This window comes from Xanthobacter sp. 91, from assembly GCF_000702385.1.
In the GTDB taxonomy this organism is placed as follows: Bacteria; Pseudomonadota; Alphaproteobacteria; order Rhizobiales; family Xanthobacteraceae; genus Xanthobacter; species Xanthobacter aminoxidans.
This window is the reverse complement of sequence record NZ_JNIB01000001.1, coordinates 2,322,235-2,336,706: the sequence shown is the minus strand read 5'-3', so window position 1 is coordinate 2,336,706 and position 14,472 is coordinate 2,322,235. Positions and strand designations below refer to the sequence as shown.

15 protein-coding genes are annotated in these 14,472 nt (G+C 67.8%); 8 read left to right on the top strand and 7 right to left on the bottom strand.

Annotated elements, in window-relative coordinates:
• Position 1: 1 nt before the first annotated feature.
• The 8 genes from cydB (at position 2) to A37E_RS0111005 (ending at position 7,173) form a co-directional block, all read left to right on the top strand.
• A complete protein-coding gene (gene cydB, locus A37E_RS0111040) occupies positions 2-1,159 on the top strand; it encodes a cytochrome d ubiquinol oxidase subunit II (RefSeq protein ID WP_029556637.1) in 1,158 nt (385 codons plus the stop codon).
• Between the two features lie 12 nt (positions 1,160-1,171).
• Entirely contained in the window at positions 1,172-1,297 is a 126-nt protein-coding gene (gene cydX / locus A37E_RS26430; protein ID WP_024277007.1) for a cytochrome bd-I oxidase subunit CydX, read from the top strand.
• A 172-nt stretch (positions 1,298-1,469) separates the two neighbouring features.
• Positions 1,470-1,880 (top strand): hypothetical protein, encoded by a 411-nt coding sequence (locus A37E_RS0111030; RefSeq protein ID WP_029556636.1) that lies wholly within the window; start codon positions 1,470-1,472, stop codon positions 1,878-1,880.
• Positions 1,877-3,394, top strand: coding sequence for a cytochrome c (locus A37E_RS0111025; RefSeq protein ID WP_197022962.1), 1,518 nt, complete (start codon positions 1,877-1,879; stop codon positions 3,392-3,394). Before A37E_RS0111030 ends, A37E_RS0111025 begins: the two co-directional genes overlap by 4 nt.
• Complete coding sequence (locus A37E_RS0111020; protein WP_051678946.1) at positions 3,391-4,476, top strand: hypothetical protein; 1,086 nt, start codon at positions 3,391-3,393, stop codon at positions 4,474-4,476. Before A37E_RS0111025 ends, A37E_RS0111020 begins: the two co-directional genes overlap by 4 nt.
• A gap of 114 nt (positions 4,477-4,590) precedes the next feature.
• On the top strand, positions 4,591-5,898 hold the full coding sequence (locus A37E_RS0111015) for an ATP-binding protein (RefSeq protein WP_029556633.1): 1,308 nt from the start codon (positions 4,591-4,593) through the stop codon (positions 5,896-5,898).
• The gene (locus A37E_RS0111010; protein WP_029556632.1) at positions 5,888-6,421 is read left to right on the top strand and encodes a response regulator transcription factor; all 534 of its coding nucleotides are present in this window, start codon (positions 5,888-5,890) and stop codon (positions 6,419-6,421) included. Before A37E_RS0111015 ends, A37E_RS0111010 begins: the two co-directional genes overlap by 11 nt.
• A gap of 284 nt (positions 6,422-6,705) precedes the next feature.
• Positions 6,706-7,173: a nuclear transport factor 2 family protein gene (locus A37E_RS0111005; protein ID WP_081837548.1), complete on the top strand. Its 468-nt coding sequence runs from the start codon at positions 6,706-6,708 to the stop codon at positions 7,171-7,173.
• A gap of 128 nt (positions 7,174-7,301) precedes the next feature.
• On the opposite strand, the gene A37E_RS0111000 is transcribed toward A37E_RS0111005, so the two are convergent.
• From A37E_RS0111000 to A37E_RS0110970, 7 genes are all read right to left on the bottom strand, one after another.
• The gene (locus A37E_RS0111000; protein WP_029556630.1) at positions 7,302-8,681 is read right to left on the bottom strand and encodes an aminotransferase class III-fold pyridoxal phosphate-dependent enzyme; all 1,380 of its coding nucleotides are present in this window, start codon (positions 8,679-8,681) and stop codon (positions 7,302-7,304) included.
• Between the two features lie 19 nt (positions 8,682-8,700).
• Positions 8,701-9,774 carry a tartrate dehydrogenase gene (locus A37E_RS0110995; protein WP_029556629.1) on the bottom strand — a complete coding sequence of 358 codons (1,074 nt, stop codon included), beginning with the start codon at positions 9,772-9,774 and terminating at the stop codon, positions 8,701-8,703.
• 34 nt (positions 9,775-9,808) lie between these two features.
• Entirely contained in the window at positions 9,809-11,281 is a 1,473-nt protein-coding gene (locus A37E_RS0110990) for an NAD-dependent succinate-semialdehyde dehydrogenase (RefSeq protein ID WP_197023058.1), read from the bottom strand.
• A 33-nt stretch (positions 11,282-11,314) separates the two neighbouring features.
• Complete coding sequence (locus A37E_RS0110985) at positions 11,315-12,241, bottom strand: glyoxylate/hydroxypyruvate reductase A (protein ID WP_029556627.1); 927 nt, start codon at positions 12,239-12,241, stop codon at positions 11,315-11,317.
• A gap of 31 nt (positions 12,242-12,272) precedes the next feature.
• Positions 12,273-12,626, bottom strand: a complete 354-nt coding sequence (locus A37E_RS0110980; protein ID WP_029556626.1) for a cupin domain-containing protein — start codon at positions 12,624-12,626, stop codon at positions 12,273-12,275.
• Between the two features lie 80 nt (positions 12,627-12,706).
• A complete protein-coding gene (locus tag A37E_RS0110975; protein ID WP_024276995.1) occupies positions 12,707-13,501 on the bottom strand; it encodes an ABC transporter permease in 795 nt (264 codons plus the stop codon).
• 2 nt (positions 13,502-13,503) lie between these two features.
• The gene (locus A37E_RS0110970) at positions 13,504-14,376 is read right to left on the bottom strand and encodes an ABC transporter permease (RefSeq protein ID WP_024276994.1); all 873 of its coding nucleotides are present in this window, start codon (positions 14,374-14,376) and stop codon (positions 13,504-13,506) included.
• Positions 14,377-14,472: the final 96 nt, after the last annotated feature.

Genomic DNA, 14,472 nt, shown 5'->3' with positions numbered 1-14,472 from the left:
CATGATCCTTCACACCCTCATCGACTACGACGCGCTGCGCGTCATCTGGTGGCTGCTGCTCGGCGTGCTGCTCATCGGCTTCGCCATCATGGACGGGTTCGATCTCGGCACCGGCATGCTGCTGCCCTTCGTCGCCCGTACCGATCTGGAACGGCGCGTCGTCATCAACACGGTCGGTCCCGTCTGGGAGGGCAACCAGGTGTGGCTCATCCTCGGCGGCGGAGCCATCTTCGCCGCCTGGCCGCCGCTCTATGCGGTGTCCTTCTCGGGCTTCTACCTCGCCATGTTCGCCATCCTCTTCGCGCTGATCCTGCGGCCGGTGGGCTTCAAGTATCGCTCGAAGCGCGAGGGCATGGCCTGGCGCTCGGCGTGGGACTGGGCGCTGTTCGTGGGCGGGCTGGTGCCGGCGCTGGTCATGGGCGTCGCCGTGGGCAACGTGCTGCAGGGCGTGCCCTTCCACCTCAACGACGAGCTGCGCATCTTCTACGACGGCACCACCCTCATCGAGCTCTTGAACCCCTACGGCCTGCTGTGCGGGCTGCTGAGCGTCGCCATGCTGGGGATGCACGGGGCCAACTGGCTGGTGCTGAAGACGGAGGGCGAGGTGGAGGCACGGGCCCGCGCCATCGGCAGCGGGGCGGCGCTCGCAACCGTCCTGCTCTTCGTTCTCGGCGGGGTCTGGCTCTATTTCGGCGTCAGCGGCTACCGGATCGTCGGCGAGATCGCCAAGGACGGCCCCTCCAATCCGCTGGCCAAGGCGGCGGAGCTTTCGCCCCACGCCTGGTTCGCCAATTATGCGACGCGGCCATGGATCATCGCCGGACCGCTCCTCGGCATCGTCGGCGCGCTGGCGTCGTTCGCGGCGCTGCGTGCGCGGCGGGAGATCGGTGCCATCCTGGCGAGTTCCCTCGCCATCTTCGGCATCATCTCGACGGTGGGGCTCTCCATGTTCCCGTTCATCCTGCCATCCTCCATCGACCCGCGGTCGAGCCTCACGGTGTGGGATGCCTCTTCCAGCCATCTCACCTTGTTCATCATGCTGGTCTGCGCCGTGATCTTCGTGCCCGTCATCATCGCCTACACCACGTGGGTCTACCGCGTGCTGTGGGGCAAGGTGGACGCGAAGGCCATCGCCGATGGCTCCGGCCACGCCTACTGAGGGAGCTCAAAGATGTGGTACTTCGCCTGGCTCCTCGGCCTGCCCCTGGCCGCCGCCTTCGCCGTGCTCAACGCCATGTGGTTTGAGCTGATGGACGACCGCGCCCGCACGCTCGCGAGCAAATCCGGTCAGAAATAAACCTCGACCAAGGCCGGTGCCGCACGCAAGTTCGGCACCGGCAGCTGCTTTTTCTGCCGTTCCACTTGCCCGGAGCATATCGAAGCTTCGTCGGCTTGGACCGTTTGTCCAATCGTGCCCTGCCGCGGCCTCACCATAGTGGGGCCATCCGCGAACACAGCACGACGGACCCATGATGATCGCCCATGCTCTTTCCAGGCTGGGGGCCTGGCTTGCCGCCCGGCCCGACCGGCTCACGGTGGTGAATGCCCTGCTTCTCACCGCCATCCTGATCCTGCTCGGCTCAGCCGACCTGTTCCGCTTCGTCGGCGGCGCCGCCGTCCTCCTGTGCGCGGCCGCGATCCTGGTCCGGACCCTGCGGCGCATGGACGGCAACCCGCTGCCCCTGCACCCCTACGATCTCGCCGTGATGCTCGCGCCGCCGGCCATCGCCGCTGCGCTCGCCGTGCTCGCCATCATCCTCGTGGTCGGCCATGCCCCCGGCAGCTTCGCCCACACCATGGGCCTCGTGCTGTTCACCATCGAATTCGCGCTGCTGGCACTGGGAGCGAGCGATGGCGCGCCCGAAGCTGCGAGGGCATGATGGACTTTCCCGTCTTCCACCTCGACATCCTCGGCAATCGCGGCCTCATCGCCACCATCGCCATCCTGCATGTGCTCATCAACCACGGCCTCGCGGTGGGCCTCATGCCCCTCGTGGCGGCCATGGAATGGTATGGGCACAAGCGCGGCGATGCGCGCTGGGACAAGCTCGCCTACCGCATCCTGTTCTTCGCCTTCCTCATCACCACCACGGTCGGTGCACTGACCGGCGTCGGCATCTGGCTGTCGGTGTCGCTGGTGAACCCCTATTCCATCGCCAGCCTCATCCGCGTCTTCTTCTGGGCGTGGTTCGTGGAATGGCTGGTGTTCATCACCGAGGTCTGCCTGATCCTCGCCTATACGCTCACCTGGAAGAAGTGGGCGACGGGTGCCGCCAAGGTGCGCCACATCCGCCTGGGCTTCGCGCTGGCCTTCTTCTCATGGGTGACGATGGCCATCATCGTCTCCATCCTCGGCTTCATGATGGACCCGGGGAACTGGCTCTCCCAGCACACCCTGTGGAGCGGCTTCACCAACCCCGTCTACCTGCCGCAGCTCGCCTTCCGCACGCCGCTCGCGGCTGCCATGGCGGGTGTCATCGCCATGTTCCTCGTGCCCTTCTTCCTGAAGCGGGACGATCCCTTCCGGGCGACGGCGCTCCGGGCCATCGCGGTCTGGACGCTGGTGGCGGCGCCGCTCGTTCTGGCCGGCGGGCTCTGGTACTACGCGGTCGTGCCGGAGGCCATGCGCGAGAATTTCGGCGTGGCGCTGGCCAGCCTGCAATTCGCCGAGTGGCAGCAGAAGTTTCTGGAGATCGCGGTGGTCACCGTGGTCGCCATCCTCGCGGTGGTCCAATGGGCGATCACCAGGCCGCAGCTCCTGCCGCGCGTCGTCCTGATCGTGCCGTTCGTCGCCATCCTGTGGATGACCGGACACTTCGAGCGGGTGCGCGAATTCGTCCGCAAGCCCTATGTCATCGGCAGCTACATGTATGCCAACGGCTTCAGGGTGGACGACTACGCCCTGCTCCAGCGCGACGGCGTGCTCGCCTATGCCACCTATTCCAACCCGCTGACGGACGCCGAGAAAGCCGGCCTGCCCGAGGGGCTTGCCGCGCCTGAGCGCGCGGCGCTGCTGACGCGCATCCAGGCGGGCAAGGACGTGTTCATGAACACCTGCTCGCGCTGCCACACCGGGCACGGCGTGAATTCCATCACCGGCCATCTCCAGCGCATGTTCGGCGACCAGCCGTGGAAGAGCGAACTCACCGCCGGCTACATCGAGAACATGCACGAGGCCCAGCCCTTCATGCCGCCCTTCCCCGGCAATGCACGGGAGCTGGAACTGATGGGCGCCTATCTCGAGCACCTCCAGCACAATGCTGCGCCCATCCCGGGCGCCCAGCAGGCCGGCGTCGTCGTCATCACGCCGACGCTGCGCGCCGCCCTCACCGGCACTCCACCCCTCACCCAGGCCTCCGCAACGCCCCTCACGCGGGAGACCAGCACGCAATGAACCCCAACGTTCCCGTTCCCCACGACATCCCGGTCCCCCACGACATTCCCTTGCCCATGCCGGCACCGGAGCCGGTGCTGGTGGCGGTGCTGATCGTCTTCTTCCTCATGCACATCGCCTTCGTGAACTTCATGGTGGGCGGGGCATTGCTGTCCTTCATCTATGAAGCGCGCGGGCTGAAGCAGAAGCGCTACGACCGCCTCGCCTATGAGATCGCCTCCACCATCACCGCCAACAAGAGCATCGCGGTGGTGCTGGGGGTGGGGCCGCTGCTGGCGATCAACACGCTCTATACGGTCTATTTCTACACCGCGAATGCGCTCACCGGCGCGCTGTGGGTGTCCATCATCCCCTTGGTGGTCATCGCCTTCGTGCTCACCTACATCCACAAATATCTCTGGCACCGCATGGAGGGGATGAAGGCCCTGCACCTCGCCATTTCCGGTGTGGCGTGCCTGCTCTTCCTATTCATCCCGCTGATCTTCCTCACCAACATCAACCTGATGCTGTTTCCCGAGAAATGGGGAACGGTGCACGGCTTCCTCTCCGCCCTCGCCTTGCCCAACGTGCTGCCGCGCTACGCCCATTTCGTGCTCGCCTGCCCGGCCATGGTGGGGCTTTTCCTCGTCTGGCTGTTCCGCCGACGCAGTGATGCGGAGATCGCCGATACCGGCTTCAGCCGGGCCGAGCTGATCCGCCTCGGCTATCGCTGGGCGTTCTGGCCGACCATGGCGCAGTTCCTCGTCGGCCCCGTGGCGCTCTTCACCCTGCCGCACACCAGCGGCTCGCAGGCCGGCGCCTTCGGCCTGTTCGGCCTCTCCATCCTCGTGTCGCTGGCGCTGTGCGTGGTGATGATCCGCGAGATCCGCGGGCCGGACGGCGCCATCGGCCGCATGTTCGGCCTCGCCGCCTCGCTGATGCTGGTGGTGGTGGTGCTGATGGGCGCCGGGCGGCACCTCTATCGCGAGGCGGCGGTGAGCGAGCATCGCGAGATGGTCCGCGCCAAGACGCTGGAGTACGCGCGCAAGGCCGAGGAGGCCCGCCGGCAGGCCGCGTCCGCCACGGCGGCGGCGGTGAAATGAGCCCGGCGCGCGGGGTACGGACTTCCCCGGAGGCGGAAAGGTCGCGTTGCCTCGCGTGCCGACGGGGCGATAGTGGTCGCGGTCCAGCTGCCGCAACCGGGGAGTGACGTCGGCATGAGCGTGACTGCCATCGAAAGCGACGCCACGCGCGACAATCTGCGGCTGCTCATATCGCTGCGCTGGCTCGCCGTGGCGGGGCAGATCGCGGCCATCGCCTTCGTGCATCTGTGGCTGGGCATCTCCCTGCCGCTGGCGGAGATGGGGCTGGTGGTCCTCTTCCTCGTCGGCCTCAATCTCGTCAGCCTTCACCGGGCGCTCAGCGCGGTGGAGGTGACGCAGACGGAACTCTGCATCGAGCTGCTGCTCGACGTGGCGGCGCTGACCCTGCAGCTCTATCTGAGCGGCGGCGCCACCAATCCCTTCATCTCGCTGTTCCTGCTGCAGGTGATCCTCGGCGCGGTGCTGCTCGCGCCGGCCATGGCCTGGGTCATCGTGCTCGTCACCAGCCTGTCCTTCATCTGGCTCACCCACTTCTATCGGCCCATCGACTTCGGCAACCATGTGGGCGGGCACCACCACGCCGAGCGCACGTTCTTCGACCTTCATGTGCAGGGCATGTTCCTGTGCTTCATCCTCGCCTCGGTGCTCGCGGTGGTGTTCGTGACCCGCATCACCTCCAATCTGCGCCGGCGCGACGCCCACCTCGCCGAGGCCCGGCGGCGCGCGGCCGAGGAGGAGCACATCGTGCGCATCGGCCTCCTCGCCTCGGGCGCCGCCCATGAGCTTGGCACGCCGCTGGCGACGCTCTCGGTCATCCTCAACGACTGGCAGCACATGCCGCGCTTTCGCGACGATCCGGCCTTCGCCGAGGAACTGGCGGAGATGCAGACCGAGATCGGCCGCTGCAAGTCCATCGTCTCACATATTCTCATGGTCGCCGGCGAGGCGCGGGCCGAGGAGGCCCAGCGCAGCCCGCTGTCGGACTTCCTGGACGAGATGGTGGAAAGCTGGGTGCAGAGCCGCCGCCCCAGCGCCCTCGACTACGCCAATGCAACCTCGAAGGGGGCCGCGATCACCGGCGACGGCGTGATCCAGCAGGCCCTGTTCAACGTGCTCGACAATGCGCTGGAGGCTTCGCCCGCCGGCATCAGCGTGCGGGCGGCGGAAGAGGGCGAAGACCTCGTGATCCGCGTCACCGACCAGGGGCCCGGCTTCGCCCCCGATGCCCTCAACCAGCTCGGCCGGCCGTTCCAGTCCAGCAAGGGCGAGGCGGGGCGCGGGCTCGGCCTGTTCCTCACCATCAACGTGCTGCGCAAGCTGGGCGGGGATATCGAGGCCGGCAACCTTGCGGGCGGTGGCGCCTTCGTCGAGCTGCGCCTGCCGCTGGAGGCGCTCGCCGTGGACTATGCCGATGTCGCGTGAACGGGACCTCCTTCTCGTCGAGGACGACGCCACCTTCGCCCGGGCCCTCCAGCGTTCGTTCGAGCGCCGGGGCTACAGCGTGCGGCAGTGCGGGCGCATCGGCGACCTTCCCGAGGTGCTCGCCGGCTTCCACCCCGGCCGCGCCGTGGTGGACCTGAAGCTGTTCGACGCCTCCGGCCTCGAATGCATCCAGCAGCTGCGCACCTTCGATCCCGACATGAAGATCGTGGTGCTGACGGGCTTTGCCAGCATCGCGACCGCGGTCGAGGCGATCAAGCTCGGCGCCTGCCACTACCTGGCGAAACCATCCAACGCCGACGACATCGAGGCCGCGTTCGCGCGGCAGGACGGCAACCCGGACGTGCCCCTCGGCGTGCGGCCAAGCTCCATCAAGACGCTGGAATGGGAGCGCATCCACGAGACCCTGGCGGAAACCGACTTCAACGTCTCCGAAACCGCCCGCCGCCTCGGCATGCACCGCCGCACCCTGGCCCGCAAACTCGCCAAGCGCCGAGTGACATAGACTGCACGCGCCATCATCGCGCGGCCGGAGGCCGGATTCCGGCGCCTCATGGCCAAGACCAAGTTGCCTCGTCCGGGAGCCGCGCCTAGCGTGCGCGTCGAACCGGCGGTTGGGGGCCGGAAAACCGGCCTGCACCGTCGGCCTCCCCCTGTCCGCATCTGCCGGCGGAGAGGGAGCATGGCCCGTTGTGACCTGGCCGACTCCCGCGCGTCATCCGCCTTGCAGATGCCCAGCTCGCGGAGCGCGGCCGAAACAAAAGACCTGATGCGGCAAGGAGGGATGAAATGCGTAAGACGACATTGGCGATCGCAATGACTATGGCATTGACCCCCTGCATTGCGGCCCGTGCTGCCGAGCCGGATGACAGCGAGGTCATGACGGTCGTGAATCAATATCTCGCAGACATGAACCAGGGCGCGGCGGAGAAGTTCGTCAAGCTGTGCGCGCCGCAGACCATCATCATCGATGATTTCCCGCCCCATGTGTGGCAAGGCCCCACGGCGTGCATGGACTGGCTGACCGCCTTTGCGGCCTTCGATGCGAAGGCGGGCATCACCCCGCGGGCGGTGACCATCGGCAAGCCATGGCGCGTCAATGTCACCGGCGACGTCGCCTATGTCGTGATGCCGGCAACGTACAAGTATACGGAAGGCAAGGAGAAGATCACCGAGGCCAATTCGGTGTGGACCCTGGCGCTCCGGAAAGGTCCGGCTGGCTGGCGCATCTCGGGATGGGCCTGGGGACAGCGATAGCCAGCCCGCCCTCCCTTCCAGCTCGGCCGTGCCCTCCCGCTCAGCCGGCGCGCCCTGCCCGGCGATCGGAAGATGGGTGAGACTTGCTTGAGCGACAGCGCGAGGATGTCGCCCTTGTGGGCGCCCGGCTAGGCGAGTGCAGCCCGGACTTCGGCCTCGTCCAGCACGTCGTCCAGGGTGCGCCTGAGGCGCGACAGAAGCAGGTCCATCTCTTCGCCAGTGCAGGTCAGCGCGGGCGCGAGGCCGATGGTGCCGTCGGCGAAGGCGCGGAAGATCAGGCCATTGCGGTAGCCGGCCTCGAACAGGCGGCGCGGCAGCTCCACTGCGGGATCGAAGCGCGTCTTCGCCGCCTTGTCGCGCACGAGTTCCAGCGCGCCGAGCAGCCCGCGCGCGCGTGCGTCGCCCACCAGCGGATGATCGACGAGACCGGCGAGCCCTGCTGCGAAGGCCGGCCCGCGCGCCTCTCCATTGGCGAGGATTCCCCCCTCCGTATAGAGGCGCAGCACCTCCAGCCCCACCGCCGCGCTCACCGGGTGGCCGGAATAGGTGAAGCCGTGCCCGATGGGCGCCTCGGGGGACAGGCCGTCGGCGATGGCCTGATAGATCCGGTCCGACATGAGAACCGCGCCCATGGGCACGTAGCCGGCCGTCAGGCCCTTGGCGACGGTCATCAGGTCCGGCGACACCGCCTCCGCGTGGCAGGCGAAGATCGGTCCTGTGCGGCCGAAGCCGGTGATGACCTCGTCGGCCACGAACAGGATGTCGAGGCGCGTGCAGGCCTCCCGCATGGCCTTCAGCCAGCCTGGCGGCGGCACGATCACGCCGCCCGAGCCCTGCACCGGCTCGCAGAAGAAGGCGGCCACGTTGTCGGCCCCGAGTTCGGCGACCTTCGCCTCCAATGCGGCGACGGAGGCGGCGATCACCGCCGCGGGGTCGCCACCCACCGGGTTGCGGTAGGGATAGGGCGAGGCGATGGTGTGCTGGCGCGGCGTCGGCACATCGAAATGGGCATGGAACGCCGGCAGCGCGGTGAGACCCGCCCCGGTGGAGGAGGAGCCGTGATAGCCGCGCTCCAGCGAGATGAAGTGCTTCTTCGCCGGCCGTCCAGTGGAGTTGAAGTAGTGCGTGATGTAGCGGACCGCGCTGTCCACGGCGTCCGATCCGCCGAGGGTGAAATAGACATGGTCCAGTCCCTCCGGCGCCAGCTCCGCGAGGCGCGCCGCAAGGCGGATGGAAGGTTCCGAGCCGAAGCCGAAATAGCCGGTGGCATAGGGCAGGCGGCGCATCTGCTCCGCCGCGACCTCCACGATGCTCTCCTGCCCGTAGCCGACATTCACGCACCACAGGCCGGCGAAGGCATCCAGCAGCTCATGCCCCGAGGCATCCCGCAGGAACATGCCGGAGGCGGACTGCAGCACGGTGACACCGTGCTTCTCATGGCCGCGGAACGACATGACCGGATGGATGAGGTGATCGCGGTCGAGAACCTGAAGGGAGTTCGCGGGCATCGCGGGGCGCAGCCGCGCGTCAGTCGAGGGCATCGGCGATTGCCTTTCCGCAGCTCAGCGTGTTGGCGGTCCCACCGATATCGGCGGTGCGGCCCGCAGGTTCGGCCAGCACCCGCTCGATGGCGCGTTCGATGGCATTAGCGGCATCCGCCTCCCCGAGATGCTCCAGCATCATGGCCGCCGACCAGATCTGGCCCACCGGATTGGCGATGCCCTTGCCGGCGATGTCCGGCGCCGACCCGTGCACCGGCTCGAACAGCGAGGGGAAGGTGCGGTCGGGGTTGATGTTGCCGGACGGCGCGATGCCGATGGTGCCGGTGCAGGCGGGGCCCAGATCGGAGAGAATATCGCCGAACAGGTTGGAGGCGACCACCACGTCGAACCGGTCCGGATGCAGCACGAACTGCGCGGTGAGGATGTCGATATGGTACTTGTCGGTGCGCACGTCGGGGTAGGTCGCCGCCATCGCCTCCACCCGCTCGTCCCAATAGGGCATGGTGATCGCGATGCCGTTGGACTTGGTGGCCGAGGTCAGGTGCCGGTTCGGCCGCCGCATGGCCAGCTCGAACGCGAATTTCAGGACCCGGTCGACGCCGTGGCGCGACATGACGGTTTCCTGAATCACCAGCTCGCGGGGCGTGCCGGGATACATGCGCCCGCCGATGGAGGTATATTCGCCCTCCGTGTTCTCGCGCACCACCCAGAAGTCGATGTCGCCCGGCTTGCGACCCACGAGGGGGCAGGGAACGCCCGGCATCAGCCGCACGGGGCGCAGGTTCACATACTGGTCGAACTCCCGCCGGAACTGGAGCAGGGAGCCCCAGAGCGAGACATGGTCCGGCACCGTATCCGGCCAGCCCACCGCGCCGAACAGGATGGCGTCGGATGTGCCGACCCGCGCCTTCCAGTCCGCCGGCATCATCTCGCCATGGCGGGCGTAGTAGTCGCAGCAGGCGAAGTCGTGCCAGGCGAGATCGAGACTGAAGCCATAGAGCGCCGCCGCCTTTTCCAGCACGCGCACGCCCTCGGGCATCACTTCCTTGCCGATGCCGTCTCCGGGGATGACGGCGATGCGATAGTGTCTTGCGGCCATGGTCACGTTTCCTGCGATGCGTGGGAGATTGGGGTCAGACCGGCGCCGTGAGGCGCAGCCCACCCATGTGAAAGGCCTTGGGCTCCAAATATTCGGCGATGCCGAGATAGCCGCCCTCGCGGCCGAGCCCGGATTGCTTCACGCCGCCGAAGGGCGCCACCTCCATGGAGATGGCACCGGTGTTGAGCCCCACCATGCCGAATTCCAGCGCCTCGCCGACCCGCCAGGCGCGGTGCATGTCCTCGGTGAAGAAATAGGCGGCGAGTCCGTAGGGAGTCCCGTTGGCGATGGCGATCGCCTCCGCCTCGGTCTCGAACCGGAACACCGGGGCGACGGGGCCGAAGGTTTCCTCATTGGCGAGCCGCATGTCGGTGGTGGCGCCGGTGAGGAGCAGCGGGGCGACGAAATTTCCGTCCGCGCAGGAGGTCTCCGCCTGCTGCGCCACGCGCGCGCCCTTGGCCACCGCGTCGGCCACGTGCGCGTGCACCTTTTCGGCGGCAGCCCGATTGATGAGCGGGCCGATGCCGACACCGGGCTGCGTGCCCGGCCCGACCTTCTGCGCGGCGATCCGCGCGCCGAGGCGGGCGACGAAGGCGTCGTGGATGCCGGCCTGCACCAGGATGCGGTTGGCGCACACGCAGGTCTGTCCGGCATTGCGGAATTTCGAGACCATGGCCCCCTCCACCGCAAGGTCGAGGTCGGCATCGTCGAAGACGATGAAGGGCGCGTTGCCGCCCAGTTCCAGGCTCAGCTTCTTCAGCGTCCCCGCCGACGCGCGCATGAGATGGGCGCCGACCCTGGTCGAGCCGGTGAACGAGATCTTGCGGACCGCGGGGTTGGACGTGAGCTCCTCGCCGATGGCGGCCGGCAGGCCCGTCACCACCGAGATGACACCGGCGGGAATGCCGGCCCGCTCCGCGAGCTTCACCACCGCCAGAGCGGAAAACGGCGTCAGTTCCGACGGCTTGATGACCATGGTGCAGCCCGCGGCGAGGGCCGGCGCGCATTTCCGCGTGATCATCGCGATGGGAAAATTCCAGGGCGTAATGGCGGCGGTGACGCCGATGGGCTGCTCCAGCATCAGGATGCGCCGGTCGGCGCCGGGTGCCGGGATGGTGCGGCCGTAGATGCGCCGTGCCTCCTCCGCGAACCACTTCACGAAGGAGGCGCCATAGCGCACTTCCCCCTCCGCCTCGGCGAGCGGCTTGCCCTGCTCGGCCGTCATGATCCGCGCGAGGTCGGCAGCGTTGGCGAGGATGAGGTCGTTCCAGCGCTCCAGCAGGCGCGCGCGCTCCGCCGCCGTCACGGAGCGCCACGAGCGGAACGCCGTCTCCGCCGCCTCGATGGCGCGCCGCGTCTCGGCCGCGCCGCAGGCCGGAACGGTGCCCACGACCTTGCCCGTGGCGGGGTCCTCCACGGCGAGCGTCGCGCCGTCGTCGGCAGCGCACCACTGCCCGCCGATGAAGGCCGCCTGGACGAGGAGGCTCGGGTCGGCGAGGGCGAGCAAGTTTTCAGCGGCGAGGGACATGGGCGACGTCTTTCAATAGCCGCGGCTGCGTTCGACGAGGCCGATCATCGGCTCGCCCGCGGCGTGGCGGCGGAGGTTTTCGAGCAGGCTGACCACGGCGGTCTCCGGCCGGGTGAGACTTGCGACGTGCGGGGTCAGCAGGATGCGCGGATGGCTCCAGAACGGATGCTCCGGCGGCAGGGGCTCCGGCTCCGTGACATCGAGCACGGCGCCCGAGAGGGTGCCGGCATCGAGGGCTGCAATCAGGTCCTCGGCCACCACATGGCCGCCGCGCCCCACATTGACGATGCGGGCGCCTGCGGGCAACCGGGCGAACAGGCTTGCACCGAGGATGCCCCGCGTCTCGGCGGTGAGCGGCAGCAGGCAGACGAGGATGTCGGTGCGCGCCAGGAACGGGGCCAGCCCGGCCTCGCCGGCGAAGGTCTCCACGTTCGGGATTTCCCGCGGCGAGCGGCTCCAGCCGGCGAGGGGGAAGCCGAACGGCGCGAGGCCCGTGAGCGCCGCCTGCCCCAGTGAGCCGAGCCCCATGACGCCGACGCGCCGTTGCGCCGCCGGCGTTTCATAGTGCTGCGCCCAGAGATGCCGCTTCTGCTGGTCGATATAGGTCGGCAGGTCGCGGTGGAGCGCCAGGACGGCCATGGTTACGTACTCGACCATGCCCTCGACGATGCCGGGCTCCACCATGCGCACCACGGGAATGCCGGGCGGGATGCGGGTGAGGTCGAGGTGATCCACACCGGCCCCGGTGGAGAAGACCACTTCGAGATTCGGAAACGTCGCCGCCAGATCCACCCGCACGTCCCAGACGGCAACCCAGCGGATATCGGCCGGGTCTCCCATGTCGGGCCAGATGCGCACGTCGATTTCAGGCGCCATTTCGCCGATCAGCCGGCGCCAGACTTCGCCGCGGGCGGGATCGGCCATGTAGAGGAGTGCCATGGGCAGGACCTGACAGAATGAGGGGGCGGGATCAGGAAACGGCAACCCACAGCTTGCGCACGGTCTCCAGCGTTTCCCAGGTTCCCACGAAGCCCGGCCGCAACACGAAGGTGTCGCCCGCGCTGAAGCGGCGTGGCGTGCCGCCATCCTCGGTCAACACGATCACGCCGGAGAGGATCGTGCAATATTCCCACGTCTCGCCCTTGATGGAGCGCGTGACGCCCGGCGTCGCCTCCCAGATGCCGGTGCGGATGTCCTTGTGGCCGGCCGCCGCGATTTCCCAGGTCTTGTAGCTCGGATCGCCAGCGATCAGCCGGTCGGGCACGGGCTTGCTCTCGCGCGCGGGTCCGGGGGCGGCAAGGTCGAAGGCGATGAGGTTGCTCATGGGCGCGGTTCCAGACGGCAAAGGGAGGCGGGCGCGGCCGGGATGGGCCGCCGCCGCGCGGGTGCGAGGCGGGCGCGGTCTCAGGCGTCTGCGTTCTTCCGCGGCGCGGTGCGTGCGCTGAGGGAAACGAGGATCACCATCAAGAAGGAGATCGCGGTCAAAAGGGTGCTAATGGCGGCGATGGTCGGATCGATCTCGTCGCGCAGCGCCGTGAACATGCGCTTGGTGAGCGTCTGGTATTCGCCGCCCGAGATGAAGATGGCGACCACCGTCTCGTCCAGCGCCGAGATGAAGGCGAACAGCAGGCCCGAGATGACGCTGGGGCGGATCTGCGGCAGCGTGACGATGAAGAAGGTGCGCAGCCGGTTCATGCCGAGACTGCGCGACACCATCTCCTGCGCCGGATCGAACTTCCTGAGGCCCGTCAGCACCGAGATGATGACGAACGGCAGGCCGAGCATGACGTTGGCGAGGATCAGGCCGCTCATGGTCGCGAGCAGTCCGACGTTGGCGTAGACGAGGAAGACGCCGACGGCCGTGATCACGATCGGCACGACGAGGGGCAGAAGCAGCACCACCTGCAGGCTGCGCACCAGGCGCGACGTGGAGAGATTCAGCGCGTAGGCCGCCGCCGTTCCAAGCACGGTCGCGATGATCGCGCTCGACACGGCGAGGATCAGGCTGACCCGCGTCGCCTGCATCCAGGCTGCGCTTTCAAGATAGGCCTCGTACCAGCGCAGCGACCAGGAGGGCGGCGGGAAGGCGAGGAACCGCGCGCCCGAGAAGGACATGGGCACGATGATGAGGACCGGGACCATCAGCCAGACCAGGATGAGGCCCACCGCCACGTAGAGGATGATGCGGGAGAGGGACATGATCAGCGCGCCCCCATGATGCGTTCGAACGGGATGATGAGGCTCGCCAGCCGGAAGACGAGGAACACGCAGGCGAGCAGCACGATGCTGATGGAGGAGGCGGCGCCCCACTCGTTGTAGACCTCGATGTTCCGCGACACGAGCATGGAGACCATGTAGGTCCGCCCGCCGCCGAGCAGTTCCGGGGTGATGTAGAAGCCGAGCGTCAGCACGAAGACGAGGACCATGCCGGCCACGACGCCGGGCAGCGACAAAGGCAGGAACACCCGCGTGAAGACATAGAACGGCGTGCCGCCGAGGCTCGCGCCGGCCATGGTGAGTTCAGCCGGAATCTTCTGCATGGTGGCGTAGAGCGGCAGCACCATGAAGGGCAGGAGGATGTGCACCGTCGCGATCACGGTACCCAGCTCGTTGTTGACGAGCGCGAGGGGGTTCTGGATCAGCCCGAAATCGGTCAGCACCGAGTTCACGAGGCCGCGCCGTTGCAGCAGGATCAGCCAAGCGTAGGCCCGCACCAGCACGCTGGTCCAGAACGGCAGGATGACCATCGCGAGGATGAAGATGCTCCATCGCCGCGATGCGCCGGCCGCCACATAGGCGATGGGATAGCCGAGCAGCACGGTCGCCGCGGTGACGATGAAGGCGATGCGGAAGGTCTGCAGGAAGGTCGTCCAGTAGACGGCATCACTGAAGAACCGCGCATAGTGCGCCAGGGTGAAGGCCCCATCCTGCCGCACCGACTGCCAGACGAGCCAGCACAGCGGCACGATCAGCAGGCATCCCACCACGGCAAGCGAGGGTGCGAGCAGCAGCAGGACGAGGCGCTGTTCCCCCCTCTTGTGGGCAAGCGACGGATCGGTTGACGAGGCCGACATGGCGGGCTCCTGGAGCAGGCTTGCGGGTCTGGCCGGCCCGCGACACGGCGGGCTCGGCAGCGCGGGAGGGATCGCTTCACCCCATCTCGGGCAGGG

Coding starts and splice junctions, on each gene's coding strand:
- cydB (WP_029556637.1), top strand. CDS start 2: ATGATCCTTCACACCCTCATCGACTACGACGCGCTGCGCGTCATCTGG.
- cydX (WP_024277007.1), top strand. CDS start 1,172: ATGTGGTACTTCGCCTGGCTCCTCGGCCTGCCCCTGGCCGCCGCCTTC.
- A37E_RS0111030 (WP_029556636.1), top strand. CDS start 1,470: ATGATGATCGCCCATGCTCTTTCCAGGCTGGGGGCCTGGCTTGCCGCC.
- A37E_RS0111025 (WP_197022962.1), top strand. CDS start 1,877: ATGATGGACTTTCCCGTCTTCCACCTCGACATCCTCGGCAATCGCGGC.
- A37E_RS0111020 (WP_051678946.1), top strand. CDS start 3,391: ATGAACCCCAACGTTCCCGTTCCCCACGACATCCCGGTCCCCCACGAC.
- A37E_RS0111015 (WP_029556633.1), top strand. CDS start 4,591: ATGAGCGTGACTGCCATCGAAAGCGACGCCACGCGCGACAATCTGCGG.
- A37E_RS0111010 (WP_029556632.1), top strand. CDS start 5,888: ATGTCGCGTGAACGGGACCTCCTTCTCGTCGAGGACGACGCCACCTTC.
- A37E_RS0111005 (WP_081837548.1), top strand. CDS start 6,706: ATGCGTAAGACGACATTGGCGATCGCAATGACTATGGCATTGACCCCC.
- A37E_RS0111000 (WP_029556630.1), bottom strand. CDS start 8,681: ATGCCCGCGAACTCCCTTCAGGTTCTCGACCGCGATCACCTCATCCAT.
- A37E_RS0110995 (WP_029556629.1), bottom strand. CDS start 9,774: ATGGCCGCAAGACACTATCGCATCGCCGTCATCCCCGGAGACGGCATC.
- A37E_RS0110985 (WP_029556627.1), bottom strand. CDS start 12,241: ATGGCACTCCTCTACATGGCCGATCCCGCCCGCGGCGAAGTCTGGCGC.
- A37E_RS0110980 (WP_029556626.1), bottom strand. CDS start 12,626: ATGAGCAACCTCATCGCCTTCGACCTTGCCGCCCCCGGACCCGCGCGC.
- A37E_RS0110975 (WP_024276995.1), bottom strand. CDS start 13,501: ATGTCCCTCTCCCGCATCATCCTCTACGTGGCGGTGGGCCTCATCCTG.
- A37E_RS0110970 (WP_024276994.1), bottom strand. CDS start 14,376: ATGTCGGCCTCGTCAACCGATCCGTCGCTTGCCCACAAGAGGGGGGAA.